This is a genomic window from Ruegeria sp. BH8 (assembly GCF_056538065.1).
Window position 1 is genome coordinate 1,058,055 of record NZ_JBQFSP010000001.1, and the last position, 21,487, is coordinate 1,079,541.

24 protein-coding genes are annotated in these 21,487 nt (G+C 57.8%); 14 read left to right on the forward strand and 10 right to left on the reverse strand.

The annotated features are described in order from the left end of the window. The first annotated feature begins 94 nt into the window (after positions 1-94). Complete coding sequence (locus ACR0AD_RS05205; RefSeq protein WP_480485449.1) at positions 95-772, forward strand: orotate phosphoribosyltransferase; 678 nt, start codon at positions 95-97, stop codon at positions 770-772. A gap of 259 nt (positions 773-1,031) precedes the next feature. After that, on the forward strand, positions 1,032-2,522 hold the full coding sequence (locus tag ACR0AD_RS05210) for a replicative DNA helicase (protein ID WP_480486465.1): 1,491 nt from the start codon (positions 1,032-1,034) through the stop codon (positions 2,520-2,522). 157 nt (positions 2,523-2,679) lie between these two features. Here the strand turns inward: ACR0AD_RS05210 and ACR0AD_RS05215 are convergent, their stop codons facing one another. After that, positions 2,680-3,219 (reverse strand): GNAT family N-acetyltransferase, encoded by a 540-nt coding sequence (locus ACR0AD_RS05215; protein WP_480485447.1) that lies wholly within the window; start codon positions 3,217-3,219, stop codon positions 2,680-2,682. 240 nt (positions 3,220-3,459) lie between these two features. Between ACR0AD_RS05215 and alr the strand changes: the two genes are divergently transcribed. From alr to ACR0AD_RS05265, 10 genes are all read left to right on the forward strand, one after another. Further along, entirely contained in the window at positions 3,460-4,494 is a 1,035-nt protein-coding gene (alr, locus tag ACR0AD_RS05220) for an alanine racemase (protein WP_480485445.1), read from the forward strand. Next, positions 4,491-5,273 carry an MlaE family ABC transporter permease gene (locus tag ACR0AD_RS05225; RefSeq protein WP_209503739.1) on the forward strand — a complete coding sequence of 261 codons (783 nt, stop codon included), beginning with the start codon at positions 4,491-4,493 and terminating at the stop codon, positions 5,271-5,273. Before alr ends, ACR0AD_RS05225 begins: the two co-directional genes overlap by 4 nt. Further along, positions 5,270-6,016, forward strand: coding sequence for an ABC transporter ATP-binding protein (locus ACR0AD_RS05230; RefSeq protein ID WP_480485443.1), 747 nt, complete (start codon positions 5,270-5,272; stop codon positions 6,014-6,016). Before ACR0AD_RS05225 ends, ACR0AD_RS05230 begins: the two co-directional genes overlap by 4 nt. 98 nt (positions 6,017-6,114) lie before the next feature. Further along, a complete protein-coding gene (locus ACR0AD_RS05235; RefSeq protein WP_480485441.1) occupies positions 6,115-6,597 on the forward strand; it encodes a cytochrome b in 483 nt (160 codons plus the stop codon). A 77-nt stretch (positions 6,598-6,674) separates the two neighbouring features. Continuing rightward, entirely contained in the window at positions 6,675-7,124 is a 450-nt protein-coding gene (locus ACR0AD_RS05240; protein ID WP_480485439.1) for a paraquat-inducible protein A, read from the forward strand. A 67-nt stretch (positions 7,125-7,191) separates the two neighbouring features. Continuing rightward, positions 7,192-8,553: a DNA repair protein RadA gene (radA, locus tag ACR0AD_RS05245; protein ID WP_480485437.1), complete on the forward strand. Its 1,362-nt coding sequence runs from the start codon at positions 7,192-7,194 to the stop codon at positions 8,551-8,553. Positions 8,554-8,593: 40 nt separating this feature from the next. Continuing rightward, positions 8,594-9,187, forward strand: coding sequence for a CvpA family protein (locus ACR0AD_RS05250; RefSeq protein ID WP_480485435.1), 594 nt, complete (start codon positions 8,594-8,596; stop codon positions 9,185-9,187). Positions 9,188-9,840: 653 nt separating this feature from the next. Further along, on the forward strand, positions 9,841-11,364 hold the full coding sequence (gene purF / locus ACR0AD_RS05255) for an amidophosphoribosyltransferase (RefSeq protein ID WP_480480629.1): 1,524 nt from the start codon (positions 9,841-9,843) through the stop codon (positions 11,362-11,364). A 298-nt stretch (positions 11,365-11,662) separates the two neighbouring features. Next, positions 11,663-11,911 (forward strand): hypothetical protein, encoded by a 249-nt coding sequence (locus tag ACR0AD_RS05260; protein WP_209503732.1) that lies wholly within the window; start codon positions 11,663-11,665, stop codon positions 11,909-11,911. Positions 11,912-11,953: 42 nt separating this feature from the next. Continuing rightward, positions 11,954-12,598 carry an SDR family NAD(P)-dependent oxidoreductase gene (locus tag ACR0AD_RS05265; RefSeq protein WP_267364183.1) on the forward strand — a complete coding sequence of 215 codons (645 nt, stop codon included), beginning with the start codon at positions 11,954-11,956 and terminating at the stop codon, positions 12,596-12,598. A gap of 60 nt (positions 12,599-12,658) precedes the next feature. On the opposite strand, the gene ACR0AD_RS05270 is transcribed toward ACR0AD_RS05265, so the two are convergent. From ACR0AD_RS05270 to ACR0AD_RS05285, 4 genes are all read right to left on the reverse strand, one after another. Continuing rightward, positions 12,659-13,501: an ATP-binding protein gene (locus ACR0AD_RS05270; RefSeq protein WP_480485434.1), complete on the reverse strand. Its 843-nt coding sequence runs from the start codon at positions 13,499-13,501 to the stop codon at positions 12,659-12,661. Positions 13,502-13,618: 117 nt separating this feature from the next. Then, positions 13,619-14,497: a twin-arginine translocase subunit TatC gene (tatC, locus tag ACR0AD_RS05275; RefSeq protein ID WP_267364186.1), complete on the reverse strand. Its 879-nt coding sequence runs from the start codon at positions 14,495-14,497 to the stop codon at positions 13,619-13,621. Further along, positions 14,494-14,952, reverse strand: a complete 459-nt coding sequence (gene tatB / locus ACR0AD_RS05280; RefSeq protein ID WP_209503728.1) for a Sec-independent protein translocase protein TatB — start codon at positions 14,950-14,952, stop codon at positions 14,494-14,496. Before tatB ends, tatC begins: the two co-directional genes overlap by 4 nt. A gap of 6 nt (positions 14,953-14,958) precedes the next feature. After that, the gene (locus ACR0AD_RS05285; RefSeq protein WP_209503727.1) at positions 14,959-15,174 is read right to left on the reverse strand and encodes a twin-arginine translocase TatA/TatE family subunit; all 216 of its coding nucleotides are present in this window, start codon (positions 15,172-15,174) and stop codon (positions 14,959-14,961) included. Between the two features lie 222 nt (positions 15,175-15,396). Between ACR0AD_RS05285 and ACR0AD_RS05290 the strand changes: the two genes are divergently transcribed. Further along, positions 15,397-15,702: a hypothetical protein gene (locus tag ACR0AD_RS05290; RefSeq protein ID WP_267364188.1), complete on the forward strand. Its 306-nt coding sequence runs from the start codon at positions 15,397-15,399 to the stop codon at positions 15,700-15,702. Between the two features lie 21 nt (positions 15,703-15,723). Then, the gene (locus ACR0AD_RS05295) at positions 15,724-16,395 is read left to right on the forward strand and encodes a helix-turn-helix transcriptional regulator (RefSeq protein WP_480485432.1); all 672 of its coding nucleotides are present in this window, start codon (positions 15,724-15,726) and stop codon (positions 16,393-16,395) included. Positions 16,396-16,457: 62 nt separating this feature from the next. Here ACR0AD_RS05295 and ACR0AD_RS05300 read toward each other — a convergent pair whose 3' ends face one another. The 5 genes from ACR0AD_RS05300 to ACR0AD_RS05320 all read right to left on the reverse strand — a co-directional run bounded on the left by ACR0AD_RS05300 (position 16,458) and on the right by ACR0AD_RS05320 (position 21,461). After that, complete coding sequence (locus ACR0AD_RS05300) at positions 16,458-17,630, reverse strand: peptidoglycan DD-metalloendopeptidase family protein (RefSeq protein ID WP_480485430.1); 1,173 nt, start codon at positions 17,628-17,630, stop codon at positions 16,458-16,460. Positions 17,631-17,692: 62 nt separating this feature from the next. Next, the gene (locus ACR0AD_RS05305) at positions 17,693-18,343 is read right to left on the reverse strand and encodes a protein-L-isoaspartate(D-aspartate) O-methyltransferase (protein WP_209503723.1); all 651 of its coding nucleotides are present in this window, start codon (positions 18,341-18,343) and stop codon (positions 17,693-17,695) included. Beyond that, a complete protein-coding gene (gene surE / locus ACR0AD_RS05310) occupies positions 18,340-19,122 on the reverse strand; it encodes a 5'/3'-nucleotidase SurE (protein ID WP_267364192.1) in 783 nt (260 codons plus the stop codon). The genes ACR0AD_RS05305 and surE overlap by 4 nt, the downstream gene beginning before the upstream one ends. Positions 19,123-19,236: 114 nt before the next feature. After that, positions 19,237-20,304: an ABC transporter ATP-binding protein gene (locus tag ACR0AD_RS05315; protein WP_480486463.1), complete on the reverse strand. Its 1,068-nt coding sequence runs from the start codon at positions 20,302-20,304 to the stop codon at positions 19,237-19,239. Positions 20,305-20,411: 107 nt separating this feature from the next. After that, entirely contained in the window at positions 20,412-21,461 is a 1,050-nt protein-coding gene (locus ACR0AD_RS05320; protein WP_480485428.1) for a methyltransferase domain-containing protein, read from the reverse strand. Between the last annotated feature and the right edge of the window lie 26 nt (positions 21,462-21,487).

The following is a 21,487-nucleotide window of genomic DNA, read 5'->3' on the forward strand; positions in this document are numbered from 1 at the left end:
GGGGTCCGCTTTTCTTTTGTTCCAACAGCTCTCGACTCCGGGCCAAGGGTCGGGCTATCAGCCCGAAACATCATTTCATCGCCGAGGTCCCGCCATGATCCCCAGTTCTTTTCCCGATAGCACTGAAATCGCTCGCCTGACGGCCCGGATGCTGCTGGAGATCAAGGCCATCCACTTCAACGCGCGCGAGCCGTTCACGCTGGCAAGTGGCCTTCCCAGCCCGACCTATATCGATTGCCGCAAGCTGATCTCCTACCCGCGCATTCGTTCCACGCTGATGGATTTTCTGACCGTTACGGTGATGCGGGACGCGGGTTTTGAAGCCTTTGACAACATTGCGGGCGGCGAAACTGCGGGCATCCCCTTTGCCGCGATGGTGGCCGAACGTATGGCATTGCCGATGACCTACGTGCGCAAAAAACCCAAAGGTTACGGGCGCAACGCCCGCATTGAAGGCGCAATGAGCGAAGGTGAACGCGTGTTGCTGGTCGAGGACCTGACTACCGATGGCGGTTCGAAACTGTCCTTCGTCGATGCAATTCGCGAGACTGGTGCCACCTGCGGGCATACGGCTGTGATTTTTTACTACGGTATCTTCCCCGAAACCGAGAAGACGCTGGGCGACCATGGTGTAAAGCTGCATCACCTTTGCACGTGGTGGGACGTTCTGGCCGAGGCCAAGGCGCAAAAAGCCTTTGATCAGGAAACACTTGACGGGGTCGAGGCGTTTCTGAACGACCCGCGAGGCTGGCAGGACGCGCGAAAATCGTGATTTTCAGCCTGTGGACGGCTTGGGGATAGTTGATTTTCGAATCGCATCAAAGCGCGCCTATCTAGTCAAGATATCCAGCCAACACACCAAATGTTGCGGTAACGCTGCGCCCGTGTAAAACTAGGGCAAAGTTATCCCCATTGGGGTGGGCAGTTATCCCAAGGCGGGGGGCAGTTATACCAACTTACCCCCATTCATTTGCAGATAGCTTGAACCGGGGTGTGGCGTGTAGAACCTCGGAACGGGCAGCGGGGACATGATGAACGAGATCAGCAGTATCGAGCAGGCAGCGGCGCATATTCAGAACGCCGAAACCATGCCGCATTCCATTGAGGCTGAACAGCAGCTTCTGGGTGCAATTCTGACGAATAACGACCTTTACGACCGGGTCGCTTCGATCATTGGGTCCGAGCATTTCTATGACCCGGTTCATGCCCGCATTTATGAGGTCGCCGCTGCACGCATTGCAAAGAACACGCTGGCCTCGCCTGTGACGTTGAAATCCTTTATGGCCGAGGATGAGGGCCTGAAGGAACTGGGCGGACCCGCCTATCTGGTCAAACTGGCCGGCGCGTCGATCAGTGCCTTTGCGGTACATGATTATGCTCAGATGATCTATGACCTCGCCATCCGGCGCGAGTTGATCCGCTTGGGCCGCGACATCTCCGACAAGGCCGCGCGGGTCGATGTAGCCAGCGAACCGAAAGAACAAATCGTCGAGGCCGAACAACAGCTTTATCAGCTTTCCGAGCAGGGCCAGACCGAACAGGGGTTCCAGTCCTTCCTCAAGGCGGTCACAGAAGCCGTCAACGTCACCAACGAAGCCTACCAGCGCGGTGGCGGCATGGCTGGAATCTCGACCGGTCTGGTCGATCTCGACAAACAACTGGGTGGTCTTCACCCCTCGGACCTGATCATTCTCGCGGGTCGTCCATCGATGGGCAAAACCTCGCTGGCGACCAACGTGGCCTTCAACGTGGCCAAAGCGTACAAACGCGGTCTGAAACCGGATGGTTCCGAAGGCGCGATTGACGGCGGGGTCGTCGGCTTTTTCTCACTTGAGATGAGCGCCGAACAGCTGGCCGGGCGCGTTCTGGCCGAGGCGTCCGAAATCTCTAGCCACAAGATCCGTCAGGGCGACATGACCGAGGCCGAATTCCGCCGTTTCGTGGATGCGGCCAAAGAACTTGAAGCCTGCCCGCTTTTTATCGACGACACGCCCGCCCTTCCGATTTCTCAGCTTGCCGCACGCGCGCGACGGTTGAAACGCACACATGGGCTGGACCTGCTGGTGATCGACTATCTGCAACTCTGCCGCGGCATGTCCGACAATCGGGTTAACGAGATTGCCGAGATTTCGATGGGCATGAAAGCAATCGCCAAAGAACTGAACATTCCGGTGATTGCACTGTCACAGCTTTCCCGCCAGGTCGAAAACCGCGACGACAAACGTCCCCAGCTGTCTGACCTGCGTGAATCAGGCTCGATCGAACAGGACGCCGATGTCGTGATGTTCGTATTCCGAGAAGAGTATTACAAAGAACGTGAAAAACCCGGCGATCACGAGCTTGAGAAGATGGAAGAATGGAAACAGGCCATGGAACGCCTGCACGGCAAGGCCGAGATTATCGTTGGCAAACAGCGCCACGGTCCTATCGGCACGGTCGAGCTATCGTTCGAGGCGCAATTCACCCGGTTCGGTAATCTTGTCAAACCCTGGCAGCAGGGTGGTGAAATCGAAGGTTATTGATCGCGAAAAGGACAGCCTTACTTGGGTTTTCCTGACCTTCTTTTGATTGTTGGCAAAGCAAAAAAGGTTCTGTGAACCTTTCGCACAATTCAGGATCTGATGCGCGAACCAAGAATAAGTTCTGCCCGCCTATTCACTGACAGTTTGAACCTTGCACTCACCAAAGCGTCGGATTGTTCAACGCGGAAACACATTGCGACGGGCCGCTGAGTGGCGCAAGTGCCTGACCATCCAGCGACTGCCCCAGCCAGCCATGCGGATGGCTCAGCTTTAGCGGCGGTTGTGCAGTGGCCTCAGAAATCTGTTCGAAACCTGTTTTTCGATAGTAAGCGGGATCACCATAGGTGAGCGCCACGTTCACGCCTGATGCCCGCAGGCAATCCAGACCATAAGCAATCAAAGCCTGCCCAATCCCGGCTTTTTGCCTGTCTGTTCGGACAGCCATAGGCGACAGGATAAAAACCCGGCGCGCGTCCTGTGGAAACAGCAATCGGGAAAAGATGGCGCAGCCAAGCGGCACCTGATCGTGACGCGCGGTGCACACCATCAGATCCTGTGGTGGGGTGGTATCGATCACCTCTTGAACAAAAGCTTCGATAACCGCCCCCTCGTCCGGGCCTTCCGACGCCGAAAACACATCTGCGAAAAACCGGGCTGTTTCGAACGGGTCTGGCGTTTGATCGATATAAAAATCCATGATTTCCTCGGGATATGCCGCCGCACCGATTTTTGCCGCGATGGGACGATCTTGTTCACAAGATCACTTTAACACCTATGTGAAGACAATCCCGAAAACGGCTTAACACAGCAGTAAGTCGCCAAAATGTCTGCTTTTTTGGGTGTTTTCCGCCGTACCTTTCGTTTGATGGGCGCAATCTGTCGCGGAAAAAGCCCTTTCCCTCTTGACCTTGGACGGCGCAATGTCATGAACAGTCCCATGAGTACTGCACGTTTGACGATCAATCTTCAGGCCCTCGCCAGAAACTGGCGGACACTCGACGCGAAGACCGGGGTCGAAACCGGTGCCGTTGTCAAGGCAGATGCCTATGGGCTGGGCGCAGGACCTGTCAGCGACACGTTGGCAGAAGAAGGTGTTCGCAAGTTTTTCGTGGCTGCTGCAGAAGAAGGCACAACCGTTCGCGAGGCCGTTGGCCCCGGCCCGATGATTTTCGTTTTTTCGGGACATATGGAAGGCGATGCCGATCTGCTGCGCGGCAACAACCTGATACCGCTGATCAACTCGCCAGAACAGTTTCTACGCCATACAGAGACCCTGCCCGACCACCCGTTTGGTATCCAACTGGACAGTGGTATGAACCGGCTTGGTCTTGAACCTGCTGACTGGGCTGAGTTGCGTTCCAAGGCCGAAGCCTTGAACCCGGCACTCATCATGTCTCATCTGGCCTGCTCGGACGAGCCGGAACACCCGATGAACCAGCAACAACTGAAAACCTTCCGCGACATGACTGATGGGGTCGCTGCGCCGCGCTCCCTGGCAGCGACGGGCGGGATGCTTTTGGGGCCTGAGTTTCATTTTGACTTCTGTCGCCCGGGTATTGGTCTTTATGGCGGAATGCCCTTTGCCGGTGCAAAGCCTGTCGTAACCGTTGACCTTCCTGTCATTCAGGTGCGCAAGTTGGCTGTCGGCGAGACCGTGGGTTATGGAAACACCTGGGTGGCGCGTCGGCCGTCCCGGATCGCCACCGTTGCTGCCGGCTATGCAGATGGCCTGCATCGCGCCATTGGCGGCGGCATCGACACATTTGCGGGCGACCAACCCTGCCCGGTTGTTGGACGTATCTCAATGGACCTGATCACCGTGGACGTCACGGACCTGCCGAAAGACCCGGAGCGCCTGCGCATTCTCAACGGTCATCAAACCGTTGATGATCTGGCCGAGGCCGCTGGTACAATTGGCTATGAAATCCTGACATCAATGGGCAATCGCTATTCGCGGGGCTACGTGGAATGAACCCAATCAGCGCGCTGGGGGGGCTGGGCCGCACCGTGCTGGGCCTGCTTGCGGCCTTTGGCCGGGTGGCCCTGTTCGCGCTTGATGCAGTGTCGCATATCCTGCGCCCACCCTTCTATCCGCGTGAATTCGGGATGGCCCTGCTGAATATCGGCTGGCTGTCCCTGCCCGTCGTCGGCCTGACCGCCATTTTCACCGGCGGCGCGCTGGCTTTGCAAATCTATGCGGGCGGTGCACGGTTTAACGCCGAGGCGGTGGTGCCCCAAATCGTCGCCATCGGCATGGTGCGAGAACTTGGCCCGGTGCTGGTCGGCCTGATGATCGCCGCGCGCGTGACCTCGTCCATCGCGGCCGAGATCGCCACGATGAAAGTGACCGAACAAATCGACGCTCTGGTCACGCTGTCGACCCATCCGATGAAATACCTTACTGCTCCACGTGTGCTGGCCGCGCTGATCACCGTACCTGCACTGGTCGCCGTAGGTGACGTTATCGGGATTGCGGGCGGGTACACTGTCGCTACGCAGAATCTGGGCTTCAACCCGGCGGCGTATCTGAAAAACACGGTCGATTTCCTTGAGATGCGCGACATTGTATCGTCTCTGGTCAAAGGCGCGGCCTTTGGCGTGATCGCGGCTATCATGGGTTGCTATTACGGCATGAACTCGGGCCGCGGCGCACAGGGTGTCGGTCGCGCTACCAAAGGGTCGGTCGAGGCCGCAGCTGTGTTGATCCTCGCCGCAAACTTTGTTCTCACAGGGGTGTTCTTCTCGCTATGATCCGGATGGAGAACGTACATAAAGCCTTTGGCGACAACCGTGTGTTGCAAGGCATGAACCTTGAGATTCCCAAAGGCACCTCAATGGTGATCATTGGCGGCTCGGGCACCGGCAAGTCGGTGGCATTGAAGTGCATTCTGGGCTTGATCCACCCTGACAGTGGCGTGATCTACGTGGACGGCAAAGATGCACAATCCGGTGACAGGGATGCGTTTCTGGCCAGGTTTGGAATGTTGTTTCAGGGCGGTGCTCTGTTCGACTCGCTGACCGTCTGGCAGAACGTCGCCTTTCGCCTGCTGCGTGGATCCTTGAAACGTCCAACCGAGGAAGCGCGCGAGATCGCCATCGAAAAACTGCGCCGCGTGGGCCTGAAATCCGACGTGGCCGACCGTTTTCCGGCAGAACTGTCAGGCGGGATGCAAAAACGCGTGGGCCTTGCCCGCGCCATCGCCGCCGAGCCTGAGATTATCTTTTTTGACGAACCCACCACCGGCCTCGATCCGATCATGTCCGGCGTCATCAACGACCTGATCCGCGAGATTGTGACCGAGATGGGCGCCACCGCGATGACCATCACCCACGACATGAGTTCCGTCCGCGCGATTGCCGACAACGTGGCCATGCTGCACGGAGGTGTGATCCAGTGGACCGGCCCTGTCAGCCAGATGGATGCCTCGGGTGATCCCTATGTGGAGCAGTTCATCAGCGGGAGCGCTGAGGGGCCGATTGAGGCGGTGCGGTGATAGCAGTGATGCTGGACAAATAAATCAAAAATCATCGACGGAAATCTGACAGTTTTGCGTTAAACCAGCGCAACGTTAAAGTTTGTCGGAGCTTCCCCATGCCTACTTCGTATTCTCGCGCGCAAATCGCCCTTCACTGGGTCATTTTCTTTCTGATCGCAATTCAATTTCTCTTTCACGAGCCGATGTCTGAAGCCTGGGATCAATTCGAACGCGGATTGCCTGTCTCTTTTCAAGCACCAGTTGCTCTTCATGTATTCGGAGGATTGCTTGTCCTTGCGCTCGCGATCTGGCGGATTGCACTACGTCTGACCCGCGGCGCGCCGCCGCTACCGGAAAAAGAAACAGCCGCGATGAAGCTCGCCGCACATATCACGCACTTCTCACTCTATGCGTTGATGGTGCTGGTGCCCGCCTCAGGTGCCTTGGCCTGGTTTGGTGGGATAGCAGCGTCCGCCGAAGTGCATGAGATCCTGAAAACGCTAATGCTTGTTCTGATTGTCTTGCATTTTCTGGCTGCCTTGTTCCATCAGTTCATTTTCAAAACCAACCTGATGGCTCGTATGAAGCGCGCAGGATAAGCTTTTGAACAAGCATCCTTGAACCCACGATCCAACACCGTAATGTCAGGCGGTCACACTTAATAGCGTTGGCCGCCATGATATTGCGTTTCGCAACACTGTCACTTTTGGTTTTCTACCCCGTCGCGTGGTTCGCCCCGCTGATGCGCGCGGGGTTCCTGCCGATCTTTGGCCTTAGCGAAATCAGCGTCATCACCGGCCTCCAGTCGCTTTGGAAATCCGACATCTTCCTCGCGCTGATCGTCACCATCTTTGCCCTCTTCGCGCCCTACATCAAAACCATCGGCACCGCGCTGATCCAATGGGACCTGCTGGATGCCCGTGTGCAGCCTGCGCTCAACATCCTCGGCAAACTGGCCATGGCAGACATATTCCTGATCGCGCTCTACATCACGCTGGCCAAAGGTATCTCCTACGCCACCGTTGAGACCGCATGGGGTCTTTACCTGTTCACCGCCTGCATCCTTGCCTCCATCGCTTTGGGCATTCTCACCGAACGCCACTGCAAAACCAACGCCCGGACATAGGGCGCTGACGACGAGGAAAGCCCTGCAAGGGCTTGAAGAACCGCCCGTCCTCGGGCACCAAGACGTCATGGCAAAACCAACCTTCTCCTGCTCCGCCTGCGGCGCATCCCATTCCCGCTGGTCGGGCCGCTGCGACGGATGCGGCGAGTGGAACTCGATCATCCAGGACGTACCTCTGTCGGCAGGCCCAGCCAAGAAATCGCTGGGCTCGAAACGCGGGCGGTCGATGACGCTCACCGATCTGTCGACCGAGGAATCCCCGCCACCCCGCACGCTCTGCGGAGTGGAAGAGCTGGACCGGGTGCTTGGCGGCGGGCTTGTTCCCGCATCTGCCCTGTTGGTTGGCGGCGACCCCGGTATCGGTAAATCCACCCTGCTGCTGCAAGCGGCCGCCCGCTTTGCCCGTGCCGGCGTCAAGACAATCTATGTCTCGGGTGAAGAAGCCAGTGCGCAGGTTCGCATGCGGGCGCGCCGCCTTGGGCTGGAGAATGCGCCGGTGCAACTTGCTGCCGAAACCAACCTTCGCGACATTCTCACCACGCTTGAAGCCGAGAAACCCGGTCTGGCGATCATCGACTCGATCCAGACCATGTGGGCCGACAATGTCGACAGCGCGCCGGGGTCCGTGTCGCAAGTCCGGGCGGCTGCTCATGAATTGACCACCTTTGCGAAACGGCACGGCGTGTCGATCATCATGGTCGGACACGTCACCAAGGAAGGCCAGATCGCAGGCCCACGTGTTGTCGAACACATGGTCGATACGGTGCTGTATTTCGAGGGCGAGCGCGGCCATCAGTTTCGTATCCTGCGGGCGGTCAAGAACCGCTTTGGTCCCGCCGACGAAATTGGCGTGTTCGAGATGACAGGCAAAGGGCTGGCGCAGGTCACCAACCCCTCGGCCTTGTTCCTGTCCGAACGCGGTACGCCCAGCCCTGGCTCTGCCGTCTTTGCCGGGATTGAGGGCACACGGCCCGTTCTGGTCGAATTGCAGGCTCTTGTCGCCCCGTCCCCCCATTCGCAACCACGCCGGACTGTGGTGGGCTGGGACAGCGGGCGGCTGGCGATGATCCTTGCCGTGCTCGAAGCGCGTTGCGGCATTCCTTTTGCGGGTCTCGACGTCTATCTGAACGTGGCCGGCGGGTTGAAAGTCAGTGAACCCGCCGCCGATCTGGCCGTTGCTGCTGCACTGCTCAGCGCACGCGAGGACACAGCCCTGCCCTCAGACACTGTCGTTTTCGGGGAAATCTCGCTATCCGGGGCACTTAGACCGGCTCCGCAGACAGAAAACAGGTTGAAAGAAGCACAAAAACTTGGTTTCACAGCGGCAATAGCTCCGGCAGGTGGCAAAACCGGTACTGTGGCAGGTCTGACACTCACCCGCCCCTCAGATTTGGTGGGGTTTGTTGGCGAAACCTTCGGAGCAGGTTAAAGTCGCGCCTTGAGGGGCAGAAAAAGAACAGGCGAGGGCCATGGAAGGTTTTACAATAATCGACGGGGTGGTTGCCCTGATCATCGTGCTGTCAGGCTTGCTGGCCTACTCGCGTGGGTTCATGCGCGAAGTTCTGGCCATCGCGGGTTGGGTTGCGGCGGCCGTTCTGGCGTTCATCTTCGCCCCGCAGGCTGTACCTCTGGTCAAGGAAATCCCGGTCGTCGGAGATTTCCTGCGTGACAGTTGCGAATTGTCCGTGATCACCGGGTTTGCAGCGGTCTTTGCGGTGGCGCTGATCGTGGTCAGTATCTTCACACCGCTGTTTTCATCACTGGTCCAGCGCTCGGCCCTTGGCGGTCTGGATCAGGCTCTGGGGCTGTTCTTCGGCATCGCTCGTGGCATTCTTCTGGTTGCGATCGCATTCTTCGTTTACGACACCGTCATGACTGGCCAGTCTTACACAATTGTTGATGAGAGCCGGTCGGCCAAGGTGTTTGAACAGTTCAGCGGCCAGATTGAGGAACAAAACCCCGAGGCAGCTCTGGGGTGGGTTACAACTCAGTATGAAGAACTGGTCGCCAGTTGCACGGCTGGAAACGATGAACCGGCAACAACTGCGCCTTCCAACGGCTGATAGAGGCCGATCACCAGTTCATGAAAGCCCGGCGCTGCCGGGCTTTTTTGTTGCGGATCAGACAAACCCCTCGCCACCGCACGCGGTGCAGCGGATTGTTTTCAAGCCAAAGCACCCGTCACATCGACTGAAAATCGGTTTTCCAAAGACATCTCTGCTTTTGGCGATCTCACCCGCTCCGTTACAGATCTGGCACGACGCGCGCCCCAATCCTCGGCACCGATGGCACCGCTGCCTGATCCGTTCCTGGTTCTTGTGAGGAGGTTTATGCTGCCACATTCAGGTCCCCCCGAGGTGCTGAGTTTTAGCAGTTAATGTATGCAATCAAATGCATGACAGCACATATGTTTGCGCATGTCACCATCTTCGTTTTTCTACGTCGACATGCGTAAACTTGGCCTGCGGCATTTGGCTATTGTGATCCTTTGATGACAGCCACGCCAATAGGCATTATGTGGGGGCCAACCCGCCACGGAATCGGAGCCACCGATCTTGTCCTTTCTGTATGAATGCGCGCTGATCGCAGTGATGGTCGCCCTAACGGCGTCTTGTTCCTGTGTTGCGAACAGTTCCGCTTTGAAGATGCAGAAAGTCCGGTGCCGAACTGCGGCCAATCCTCGAATGAAATCGTCATAGAAGTTGGAGCCCCTTGAATGTGTGGGATTTTAGGAATCGCAAGCCGGACACATGATGTCTTTGCTGAGATCTATGACGGGCTGCTGATGTTGCAGCACCGGGGTCAGGATGCCTCGGGGATCGTGACCTACAACGGCGAATTCTTCCGGGAAAAGAAAGCCAATGGTCTGGTCAAGGACGTGTTCAACGCCCAGGATGCTGAAACCCTTTTGGGCCATGTCGGCATGGGGCATGTTCGTTATCCCACGGCCGGATCACTCAGCGCGGCTGAAGCGCAACCTTTCTTCGTGAACGCACCCTACGGTATCTATCTTGTTCACAACGGCAACATCACCAACACAGCGGAACAGCGCGAGAAGGTGACCGGGAAATACAGCCGCCACCTGCGCACCACATCGGATTCGGAAATCCTGCTGAACGTGCTGGCCGACAAAGTGGCTGACGCCATCAAGGTGAACGGCAATTCGGACCCGATCCGAAACATCTTTGCCGGTGTGAAGATGACGATGGAGCGGGTTCAGGGCGCCTATTCAGTCATCTGTCTGGTGGCAGGTGTTGGCATGCTGGCGTTCCGCGACCCATTTGGCATTCGGCCCCTTTCGGTCGCAAAACGCAATGTCGACGGTCAGGGGGACGATTATGCCTTTGCTTCGGAAGACGTAGCCTTTGGTATCAACAGTTTTGAAAAGCTGCGCGATCTGCGCCCGGGCGAGGCCATCCTGATCGACCTGAAAGGCAACATGCACGAGTTTCAGGCGGTCGAAGGCAAGCTGACGCCCTGTATCTTCGAGTATGTGTATCTGGCGCGCCCGGATTCACTGCTGGACGGTGTCTCGGTTTATAAAACCCAGATGCGTATGGGACAGACGCTGGCGAAACAAATTCAGGACTCGGGCCTGGAAATCGACCGGATCATTCCCGTACCCGACAGCGCCCGCCCCGTGGCACTGGAAGCGGCAAAAATCACCGGCATCCCCTATCGCGAGGGGTTGGTGAAGAACCGCTATGTCGGGCGTACCTTCATCATGCCGGGTCAGGCCGAGCGACAGAAATCCGTCCGCCGCAAGCTGAACGCCGTTCCGCTGGAATTCGAAGGCCACAGCGTTCTGTTGATCGACGATTCCATCGTGCGCGGCAACACCATCAAAAAGATCGTTCAGATGTGCCGCGACGCCGGGGCCAAGAAGGTTTATGTGGCCAGCGCCTCGCCGCCGGTCAAATACCCCAACGTCTATGGCATAGACATGCCGACCAAGGCCGAGCTGATCGCAAATGGCAAAGAGATCGAAGAGATCCGTGAAGAGCTGGGCGCTGATGCACTGTTCTATCAGCATCTGGAGGACCTGATCTGGGCGGCCCAGGAAGGCAACCCGGACATCCAGGGATTTGATTGTTCCTGCTTTGATGGCAATTACATTACAGGCAGCGTTAGCGCGGATTACCTGGACAGTCTGGAAAACAGCAGCCGTGTCAGCCAGAAACGCGCGGATATGCAGGTTCCGGGCGGGTCTTGGAATGCGGCCAAACTGGCCTCAGGCTGAAGGGCCTCGCCCATTTAGGGCAGGTCCGGTTACTTTTCAGACAGCGAATCAAACCGTTCGGCATCCAGAGAGGATAGCCCTGTTCAGTATAACCCGCATCTATACTGTTCCACCGATGAGTGGAAATCTGCCACAACCCGCCGGCGATTCTTGCACGATCACAGGGACTAACAAATGGGTCGCTACGTCGTGAAGCCCCGTGTCCGTGAGGGTCTTTTGCTTACCTGATCGTTTTGATATCGGGCGGCAACCACTCACTCGAAATAAGGGGTTCGGAACTCATGCCGGGCCACGGACCATGTCAAACACCAATGTCAAAAGCGCGGCCACACAGCAGGGCGCGTTAAACAAGAACTCTGTTTCTGTTCTGGGGGTGTTCGGGCCCAAAACCGAACTGCACGCCTTGGTACGCCTGTCATCGGGCCGCGTGAAAGAGGTTGAACCCGGAAGCCGTGTCGCCTCGGGTACGGTGATAGCAATCGACGAACAGGGCATCATGCTGCGACAAAGCGGCCAGACCAAGCGGATCGCCATTCCCGGAAGCTAATCGCGACTTGACGCCCCTCGCGCAGGGGTTCAAACCGCAGCCATGACCGATCAGACAAAAATCGCCCTTATCACCGGGGCCTCTCGCGGGTTGGGCGCTGCGCTGGCCGAAGCGCTGGCACCTGAATACCATATCGTCGCCGTCGCCCGGACCACCGGCGGGCTGGAAGAGCTGGACGATCGTATCAAGGCGAAGGGCGGGTCAGCCACTCTGGCCCCCATGGACATCACCGATCCAAACGCCATGGCGACCCTGTGTCGTGGCATCCATGACCGTTGGGGCAAGGTTGACCTGTGGATGCACACAGCCATCCACACATCAGCACTGACGCCAGTGCATTTTGTTGACCCCAAGGAATGGGCCAAGGCGATCAACACAAATGCAAACGCGACCTCGGTTCTGATCCCCTATGTCTCACCCCTTCTGGGCGAGAGTGGCCATGCGGTGTTTTTTGACGATCCGAAGGCTGGCGAGAAGTTTTATGGCATCTACGGTGCCACCAAGGCCGCGCAGATGGCTCTGGCCCGCAGCTGGGCCGTCGAAACTGAACGCACCGGTCCGCGGGTTTCGGTTGTCGAACCCGCGCCGATGCCCACGGCCGTCCGCGCGCGCTTTCATCCCGGGGAAGACCGGAGCGTGTTGAACAGCACCAAGGATGAAGCCGCGCGGATTCTGGCGCTGCTTTAGGAAATGGCCCTGACGGGCCATGCCTCTGGCGGGGATATTTGCAGCCAGGTGAAGCCGGGATCAGGCGATATGCACGCCGTTGCGCCCGGCCAGATCGACGAAGAATTGCCAGGCGACACGGCCAGAGCGCGACCCGCGCGTGGCTTGCCACTCAATTGCCTCGGCGCGCAGGGTCTGTGCATCAACTGAAACGCCATAGAAGGCGCAATAGCGGTCGATCATCGCCAGATACTCGTCCTGATCACAGGGATGGAACCCAAGCCACAGGCCGAAGCGATCCGACAGCGAGACTTTTTCTTCGACCGCCTCGGAAGGATTGATGGCGCTGGACCGTTCGTTTTCGATCATATCCCGCGGCATCAGATGGCGGCGGTTCGAAGTGGCATAGAAGACCACATTTTCCGGCCTGCCTTCAATGCCACCATCCAGAACAGCCTTGAGAGATTTATAATGCTGGTCATCGTGGCTGAACGACAGGTCATCGCAAAACAGTATGAACCTGTAGGGTGCTGCGCGCAGATGGTTCAGCAACCGTGCGACCGTTCCCATGTCCTCGCGCTGCAGTTCGACCAGCTTTAGATCGACGTAATCAGCGCTCAGTGAGCCGTGCACGGCCTTTACAAGGCTCGACTTTCCCATCCCCCGAGCCCCCCAGAGCAGCGCATTATTTGCCTTGTACCCTGCTGCAAACCGGCGCGTATTGTCCATCAATGTGTCGCGAGAGCGATTGATGCCGACCAGGAGATCCAGATCGACCCGGTTGACTTGCGTAACAGGTTCCAGTCGTTCCGGTTCGACATGCCACACAAATGCTGGAGCAACGGCAAAATCAGGCGCCACCAAAGGAGCCGGTGCCATGCGTTCCAACGCCTCGGCGATACGGTTCAGGGCTTGGTCGTCCATATGGGCCTCCGGTTTTGTCTTGAGGGGTTCAAAGCACGTTCCAATTGGCACAACAAGAGTTTCAAAAGAAAAAGGCGCGCCCACGGATGGCGCGCCCGTTTATTTTCGTCGGCAGATTTACTTGTCGTCTTCGAATTCCTGCATCAGGTCATCATCCGCTTCCGCTTCATCATCGTAATAACCGTCAGCGCGCAACTGGTCCTCGCGTTTTTTTTCTACTCGCGCGACCAGGAAGATCGAAATCTCGTACAGACCGTAGACCACCACAAACAGAATGATTTGTGTGATGACATCCGGTGGTGTGACGACTGCGGCCAGAACCAGAATGCCGACCACCGCATATTTACGAACAGCGCCCAGCCCCTCGGCACTGACCAGTCCTGCCTTCCCCATGAGAGTCAGGAGAACCGGCAGTTGGAAACATAACCCAAAGGCCACGATGAACTTGATCGTCAGGTTCAGATACTCCTGGGCTGAGCCCTGGAACACCACACTCAGCGGTGCCGCATTGACCCCATCGGCCACGGCTTCACCCTCAGCCCCGAATTGCTGGAACCCGAGAAAAAAGTCATAGGCCAGAGGCGTGACGACGTAGAAGGCAAAGCTTGCGCCCAGGAGAAACATAAAGGGCGAAGCCAGCATGAAAGGCAGGAACGCGTTTTTCTCGGACTTGTAGAGGCCCGGTGCTACAAAGCGCCACATCTGCATCCCGATATAGGGAAATGCCAGAATGAACCCACCCAATAAGGAAACCTTGATCGCAACAAAGAACCCTTCCTGTGGCGAGATGAAGATCAGGCCACAATCCTGCCCGCGCTCAGCCAGAACGTCACACAGGGGATTGGTCAGGAAATTGAAGATCGGCGTCGCCACTGAAAAACAGATGATCATACCGACCAGAAACGCCACAACGCTATGGATCAGCCGTGTGCGCAGTTCGGCCAGATGTTCGATCAACGGGGCCGAAGAATCGTCAATCTCGTCGGTTTTGCTCATGTCTTGCTTTCAGTGTTCAGCGCGGCTTCGGCCTCTTCTGCCTTGGCCAGTGCATCGGCTGCTTCCTTGGCCTTGCGCTCGGCGGTGGCACGGGCGGCTGATGCCTGTACCTTTTTGGCCTGCTCGGCCCGCTCGGCCGCCAGTTTACCCGTTTCGCTTTCAGGGTCGAACTTTGTAGGATCGATGCTTTTCGCCATCTCCTGCGCGGCTTGCTTGACACCGTCCATGGCCGATCCCACAGGGTTCACGGCAGCGTTGAGACCTTTCTTGATCTCATTCACCCCGGCCTGATCGGCGGCCTCGTTCATGGCGCTGCTGAACTCGCGCGCCATTCCGCGTGCCTTGCCGACAAAACGTCCGACATTGCGGAACAGCACCGGCAGGTCCTTTGGCCCCACAACGATCAGGGCAACGATGCCGATGACCAGAAGCTCGGTCCAGCCCAGATCAAACATCCGCGCTTACGCCTTGTCTTTCTCGGTTTCAGGTGTGACGTCCTTGGCCAGCTCAGAAGCGTCCTTTTCCAGCTCTTCCGAACCGTCCTTGACACCCTTCTTGAACGCGGTAATGCCTTTGCCAACTTCGCCCATCAGCGAACTGATCTTGCCGCGCCCGAACAGAACCAGAACCACAACGGCGATCAGCAGCAGGCCAGGAAGGCCGATATTGTTGAGCATGTCTTCTCTCCTATTTCGTCGGCACGTTTGCGCGCCGGGAACATCAACTGACTCAGTCTTTACGCCTCGATCGCTGGTCTCAAAAGGCATCTGCTACGGGTTGCGGGTAAAAATTTTGGAAAACGCGAGGAATCTAAAGGGTCGCAATTTTCAACTGACAGGTTTATGTCAGTTGCTATCCGTTAGGGATTTGGCATCGAAACAAGGTCAATGGAGATTTAAATGACCCACGTTGCTGAAATCGTCACCTTCACCCTGGCCAATGGCACCACACCGGAAGAGTTCGTGAAACTCAGTCAGGCCTCTGAGGCCTTTGTGCGCAGCGCGCCGGGCTTCGCCCATCGGCAGCTTAGCCAGGGCGAAGATGGTCGCTGGACCGATTATGTTGTCTGGACCGATTTGAAAGCGGCAGAGGACGCCGCTGCGCAGTTTCCGCAACAGGAATGTGCGGCAGGCATGATGGCGGTCATCAATCCCGATAGTATCCAGATGCGTCACGAGAAAGTCCTATGGAACATGACTGCCTAAACGCAGTCAGAACGGCGTGTCATGCGCCGCACTGACCGCCTGTTCGATATCATCCAGATCCTGCGCGATGGCAAACTGCACCGCGCGCAGGACATTGCGGACCGGCTTGAGGTGTCGGTCCGCACCATCTATCGCGACATGGATACGCTTGTTGCTTCGGGCGTTCCAGTCGAGGGAGAGCGCGGTGTCGGCTACATGGTGCGCGAGCAGATCACCCTGCCCCCGTTGAACCTGACCACAGCCGAGCTTGAGGCGCTGAATCTTGGCATGGCCATCGTGGCTGAGGCCGCGGATACTGACCTGAAGGCTGCCGCACAATCGCTTGCCGACAAGATCGACGCTGTTTTGCCAACGCAGGTCATGGCCGAGGCGGACAGCTGGAAATTCGCGGTCTACCCGTTTGCCGATGCCGCAAGGGGCCTTGCCCATATGGCACCGATCCGCGCAGCCATCAAATCACGTCAGAAACTTCACCTGTCTTATCGCCGCATCGACGGCGTTTTGACTGAACGCACCATCCGCCCGCTCCATATGGAATACTGGGGGAGGGTCTGGACCCTTACCGCCTGGTGTGAGCTGCGCAACGGATTTCGTGTTTTTCGAATCGACCTGATCGAAGCTGTTTCACCCCTTCCGGAGATCTTCGCCGACGAACCTGGAAAGCGCCTGAGCGACTATGACCCGTACGTCTGACAGGCTTCATCTTTTCAGAAATACTCTCGCCGAAGGCATGGCCCGGTACGGGCCATCTAGTCTCACTTCAGATAAGGTTCCGGGTCTACGGACTCGAATCCTTTGCGGACTTCGAAATGCACATAGGCATTGTCGCCGCCCCGCAGTTGAGCCAGCTTCTGACCACGGCGTACCTTATCGCCTTTCTTGACGGTGATCTTGTCGACATTTGCATAGACAGTCAGAAGATCGTTGTTGTGCTTGACCACAATGATCGGCACCTGATCCGCGTCCGCTGTGATCGCCGCGACAGTACCAGCCTCGGCTGCTGTGACCGACGTACCCGGCGCGGCAGCGATGTCGATGCCCTCATTCTTGCCCTTGTCATAGCCGCGAATGATAGTGCCGCCAACCGGCAGGGACAGCGCGGAAGTGCGCGTATTGGTTGGCGCTTCGGCGGTCACGTCGGGGGCCTCGGCCAAAGGCGCAACTTTTTCGTCCGGCAAGGGCTGCGTAGCGCTGGGTGGCGTCGGCGTCGGAGAACCCTGCCCCGGTTCCGTCACTTCCGTGGCGGGAACGGGCGCGGCACTAGCCGCATTTTGCCGGGGCGCTGACTGGTTCTTGACCGGAATCAACAAGTACTGACCTTCACGCACGGTAAAATCAGATCCCAGCCCGTTCCATTCCGCCAGAGATTCAACCGGCACCTGGTAGAGGCGCGAGATTGTATAGGCCGTCTCACCCCGCTTGACCTTGTGCCTGACCGGCTCCGGCCCAGCTGACACCAGCGCGGGTGTTGGTGCCGGTTTCGCGGGTTCCAGTGTTGTGGTCTGAACCGAACCCGACGACGGCACCTGATCAATTGCAGACCCGGCAACCGACGCGATGTCCACACCGCTGCCAGCACCAACAGTGCGTGGCAGTGCAAGAACCTCACCCTCTCTTAGCGTGTCCGTTGTCTGAAGGCCGTTGAAACGCGAAAGCTCGCCCTCGGGCAGGCCAACCCGCGCTGCCACGTCCCGCACCGTATCGCCGCGGCGCGCCACGACCACCTGGTAGTTCGGATAGGTAATGACACCCCTGCTGTCTGGTGCCGGGCGGGATGCCGTCGCGGATTGCGCTGCATTGGTGGTCGAAAAGCCACCGATCTGCCCGCGAAGGTCATAATCCAGAGGCCCCTCGCACCCGGCCAGAATGGCCAGAGCGGCCACCCCGGTCGCACAGCGGCGCATTGCTGATTTGGATACTGCTCTCATAATTCTGTCCTCAACGCCTGCCCCTGTTACCCGGAGTTCCGGCGACCAATTCTTTAAGCCTATTACGCCTCGTCCTTCCCTAGCCCCTCCAGAAGGGGCACGAAACGGACAGACGTTAATTCGTCATAGTCCAGACCATCTTCGGTGCGCGTCACTTTGATCAACTGCTGCACCGCGTCCGACTGGCCCACGGGTAAAACCATAATACCCCCGATTTTCAGCTGCGCCAAGAGCGGGCCCGGAGGATCCTCAGCCGCGGCTGTGACAATGATCCGGTCAAAAGGGGCTTGTTCCGGCAGGCCAAATGACCCATCCGACAACATCGAAGTGATATTCGTCAGGCCCAGGTCGGCAAACAGCTTGCTTGTTTCGCTCACCAACCGCCTGTGGCGTTCCACTGTGTAGACCCGGCGGGCCAGTTTGGACAGGATAGCTGCCTGATAACCCGAACCTGTCCCAATCTCGAGCACCGTGTCCCGGGGCCTCACGTTCAGGGCCTGCGTCATCAGACCAACGACCGAGGGTTGACTGATCGTCTGACCGCAGGAAATCGGCAGCGGCATGTCCTCGTAAGCGCGCCCTGCGAACAGGCCGGTGACAAAGCGACCGCGGTCCACCTGCTCCATCGCAGCCAGCACGCGCGCATCCGTGACCCCCCGTTTGCGCAGGGCAAACAGGAATTGCATTACAGTTTCAGGGTCCAGTCCGCTCATTCGACCGCCTTCAATGCCTCCAGCATGTCATGCGCAGTCAGGTCAGCGCGCATCGGCGTGACCGAGATATAGCCTTCCAGATTAACAGCCGCATCCGTTCCGGGTGCGGTCGGATTGTGCTGATAGCCGCCCTTGATCCACAGGAACCGCCGCCCCGAAGGTGAACTGTGTGGTTCGACCGAAAAACGCGTATCGCGCCGAAACCCCTGCGCCGCAATCCGCGTGCCCAGAACATCGTCTGCCGGAACCGGTGGGAAATTCACATTATAGAACAGCCGGTAATCACCCTGTTCTGCCGGAGTTGCGTCCAGAATCCGGCGCACCAGATCTGCACCATACCGGGCGGCTGCCTCAAACGGGTCGTCTAGGCCCAGGTTGCGAGGGCCGAAATATTGCGACAGGGCAATCGCTGGGACGCCCTGCAATGCCGCTTCCATCGCGCCGCCGATCGTACCGGAATACAACGTGTTTTCGGCCGAGTTATTACCCCTGTTCACGCCGGACAGAACCAGATCGGGAGGGGTATCCAACATGACATCGTGAAGCCCTGCCAATACACAATCGGCAGGCGATCCTTCGGCTGCAAAGCGCCGCTCTCCCAGCTTGGCGACCATCATCGGGTGGGTATAGCTGATGCAGTGCCCGACCCCGGACTGTTCAAACGCGGGCGCGACCACCCAGACTTCTCCATCCGGTCCGGCCAGCTCAGCTGCAATCGCCTCAAGCGTGATCAAGCCCGGCGCATTGATCCCGTCGTCATTGGTCAGAAGAATTCGCATGTGCCCGATTTACCCCCGCGTTTGGCTCTTGATAGACCCGGGCCTGCGTTGCGGCAAGCGACGTGGCCCCGCAATCTGAGGATTTCGCGCACCACTTGGGCGGAAATCGAAGGATCAGCGCCTAGTCTCGGGAAAAACGAAACATCTGTCGCGGCGGATGGTCAGCCACATCACCCGGCCCGGATTGGGGACAAACACGTTCGGAACCGTCGCCCTCAGGATCGAACCATCATAGTCCATGCGGAACTCCACCAGGCTTTCATTGCCCAGAAATCGCGCACGTTCAACGACACCACGGGCTGCCACACCATCTGTTGGCGTCGGCAATGGCCCCTTGCCGTTGCGGTCAAAGTCCAGCTTGATGTGCTGAGGGCGAAAAACGATCTCGACATCCGTACCATTCGGAATGCCCGGCGCCAGGAACTGACCAAAGGGCGTGTCCGCCAATGCGCCATTCACTTGCGCTCGCAAAACGTTGACATCACTGAAAAACGCCACCGCTGCCTTGTCTGCGGGACGCGTATAGACGTTATAGGGAGCGCCCTGTTGCACGATCTTGCCACGCCGCATCAGGGCAATCTCGTCGGCCATGCGCATCGCTTCCTCAGGCTCGTGCGTGACCAGCAGTACGGCGGCATCTTCTTCCTTGAGAATGGCCAGCGTTTCGTCACGGATACCATCACGCAAACGGTTGTCGAGGCCCGAAAACGGCTCGTCCATCAGCATAATGCGCGGGCGCGGCGCCAGGGCACGCGCCAACGCCACGCGTTGCTGCTCGCCACCCGATAGTTGATGCGGAAAACCATCGATGAACCGCATCAGGTCGACCTTCTGCAACAACTCCTCGACCCGGGCGCGTTTTTCGTCCTTGTTGCCCTTAAGGCCGAAGGCCACGTTTTTGGCCACGCTCAGATGTGGGAACAGTGCAAAGTCCTGAAACATCAGTCCGATCTCGCGCCGTTCCGGAGGCACCCGGAACACGGTGTCGCAGATCAGCTTGCCATCAACATAAATCTCACCCGAGTCCTGCATCTCGACCCCGGCGATCATGCGCAACGTGGTGGATTTCCCGCAGCCCGACGGCCCCAGCAAACAGGTCACCTTGCCTGCCTGAACGGTCAGCGAAACATCATCCACAACAACCCGCCCCTCAAACCGACGGATAATGTTGCGAATTTCCAGACGCGGTGGAATTGCGTTACCTGTCACCGATGGACCCCGTTGCCTTTCCCGATCAAATCCATCGGGCTTGAGCGGGGATAGCAACCCCGCCCCTCAGGTGCAAGGGATCAGCAACACCCGCCAGAAGCGACAGATGCACCCACGGCTTCAAAAGGGCTTTCGCCACCACAGCCTTCGAAAATGCCATAATGGGTCGAAAAATCGCCGACAAAGTCAAAGTGACGGGCAAATCGGGTGTCTTTCAGCATCATCCAGGTGTTGCCGCAGACCGGAAACACCTTGCCGGATTCGATAACGTGATGGTCATCCAGAACAAATTCATGCGGTGCGTTCGGCACGGTTCCCTTGTAGATCACGGCTTGCCCATAATCTTCACAAGCCGGTTCCAATGCGGGCAGTTTGAACAGTCGGTATGTCGCGGACAGGAACTTCAACGGCGCAACACGCTCTTCCAATACCGGATTTTCGATCGTCAGCGGACGGTGCGTCACACGGCGCGGGTCGCCGAAACCGGCCGTTCGAGCCATTGACAGGAAATCATTCCAATAAAGCGCGCCGGACAGGCACTCGCCATAAAGTACTTCGTCTTCGGCCATCGCCTGCGGAATACGGCGGTCAGCATAGACATCCGAGAAATACATCTCGCCGCCCTCTTTCAACAACCGATGCGCGCCGCGCAGAACCGCATTCTTATCCGTGGCCAGGTTGATTACGCAGTTCGAGACGATGATATCGAACGATCCGGGTTCCAGATCAAGCTCATCCAGTTTTTCGATATAGCCGTGATGGAACTCCACATTGCTGCGGGCATATCCAAATGCTTCGGCGTGATACTCCTGATGCGCGCGGGCGACGTCCAGTTGTTCGGGCGTCATGTCGACACCCACCACCCGGCCCGTCTCGCCGACCATGGCGGACAAGGCATATACATCCCGCCCGGCCCCACACCCCAGATCAAGGATCGACATGCCTTCCAGATCAAGTGGGGCAATCAGACCGCAACCATAGTAGCGTGTCAGTACGTCGTCATGAATCTTTGAAAGGATCTTTTTGACATGACCGGGCATGTCGTCAGGCGTGCAGCATGCATTGGTCTGCAAGTCAGCACTGCTTTGCAGGACTTCACCATAATAGTTCTGCACCGATTCATGTTTCATCGCGCTTTTCCCTCGCAAATGGTCAT

Excerpts from the sequence above, each read along its gene's own strand:
- ACR0AD_RS05205 (WP_480485449.1), top strand. The coding sequence starts at position 95 with ATGATCCCCAGTTCTTTTCCCGATAGCACTGAAATCGCTCGCCTGACG.
- ACR0AD_RS05210 (WP_480486465.1), top strand. The coding sequence starts at position 1,032 with ATGAACGAGATCAGCAGTATCGAGCAGGCAGCGGCGCATATTCAGAAC.
- ACR0AD_RS05215 (WP_480485447.1), bottom strand. The coding sequence starts at position 3,219 with ATGGATTTTTATATCGATCAAACGCCAGACCCGTTCGAAACAGCCCGG.
- alr (WP_480485445.1), top strand. The coding sequence starts at position 3,460 with ATGAGTACTGCACGTTTGACGATCAATCTTCAGGCCCTCGCCAGAAAC.
- ACR0AD_RS05225 (WP_209503739.1), top strand. The coding sequence starts at position 4,491 with ATGAACCCAATCAGCGCGCTGGGGGGGCTGGGCCGCACCGTGCTGGGC.
- ACR0AD_RS05230 (WP_480485443.1), top strand. The coding sequence starts at position 5,270 with ATGATCCGGATGGAGAACGTACATAAAGCCTTTGGCGACAACCGTGTG.
- ACR0AD_RS05235 (WP_480485441.1), top strand. The coding sequence starts at position 6,115 with ATGCCTACTTCGTATTCTCGCGCGCAAATCGCCCTTCACTGGGTCATT.
- ACR0AD_RS05240 (WP_480485439.1), top strand. The coding sequence starts at position 6,675 with ATGATATTGCGTTTCGCAACACTGTCACTTTTGGTTTTCTACCCCGTC.
- radA (WP_480485437.1), top strand. The coding sequence starts at position 7,192 with ATGGCAAAACCAACCTTCTCCTGCTCCGCCTGCGGCGCATCCCATTCC.
- ACR0AD_RS05250 (WP_480485435.1), top strand. The coding sequence starts at position 8,594 with ATGGAAGGTTTTACAATAATCGACGGGGTGGTTGCCCTGATCATCGTG.
- purF (WP_480480629.1), top strand. The coding sequence starts at position 9,841 with ATGTGTGGGATTTTAGGAATCGCAAGCCGGACACATGATGTCTTTGCT.
- ACR0AD_RS05260 (WP_209503732.1), top strand. The coding sequence starts at position 11,663 with ATGTCAAACACCAATGTCAAAAGCGCGGCCACACAGCAGGGCGCGTTA.
- ACR0AD_RS05265 (WP_267364183.1), top strand. The coding sequence starts at position 11,954 with ATGACCGATCAGACAAAAATCGCCCTTATCACCGGGGCCTCTCGCGGG.
- ACR0AD_RS05270 (WP_480485434.1), bottom strand. The coding sequence starts at position 13,501 with ATGGACGACCAAGCCCTGAACCGTATCGCCGAGGCGTTGGAACGCATG.
- tatC (WP_267364186.1), bottom strand. The coding sequence starts at position 14,497 with ATGAGCAAAACCGACGAGATTGACGATTCTTCGGCCCCGTTGATCGAA.
- tatB (WP_209503728.1), bottom strand. The coding sequence starts at position 14,952 with ATGTTTGATCTGGGCTGGACCGAGCTTCTGGTCATCGGCATCGTTGCC.
- ACR0AD_RS05285 (WP_209503727.1), bottom strand. The coding sequence starts at position 15,174 with ATGCTCAACAATATCGGCCTTCCTGGCCTGCTGCTGATCGCCGTTGTG.
- ACR0AD_RS05290 (WP_267364188.1), top strand. The coding sequence starts at position 15,397 with ATGACCCACGTTGCTGAAATCGTCACCTTCACCCTGGCCAATGGCACC.
- ACR0AD_RS05295 (WP_480485432.1), top strand. The coding sequence starts at position 15,724 with ATGCGCCGCACTGACCGCCTGTTCGATATCATCCAGATCCTGCGCGAT.
- ACR0AD_RS05300 (WP_480485430.1), bottom strand. The coding sequence starts at position 17,630 with ATGAGAGCAGTATCCAAATCAGCAATGCGCCGCTGTGCGACCGGGGTG.
- ACR0AD_RS05305 (WP_209503723.1), bottom strand. The coding sequence starts at position 18,343 with ATGAGCGGACTGGACCCTGAAACTGTAATGCAATTCCTGTTTGCCCTG.
- surE (WP_267364192.1), bottom strand. The coding sequence starts at position 19,122 with ATGCGAATTCTTCTGACCAATGACGACGGGATCAATGCGCCGGGCTTG.
- ACR0AD_RS05320 (WP_480485428.1), bottom strand. The coding sequence starts at position 21,461 with ATGAAACATGAATCGGTGCAGAACTATTATGGTGAAGTCCTGCAAAGC.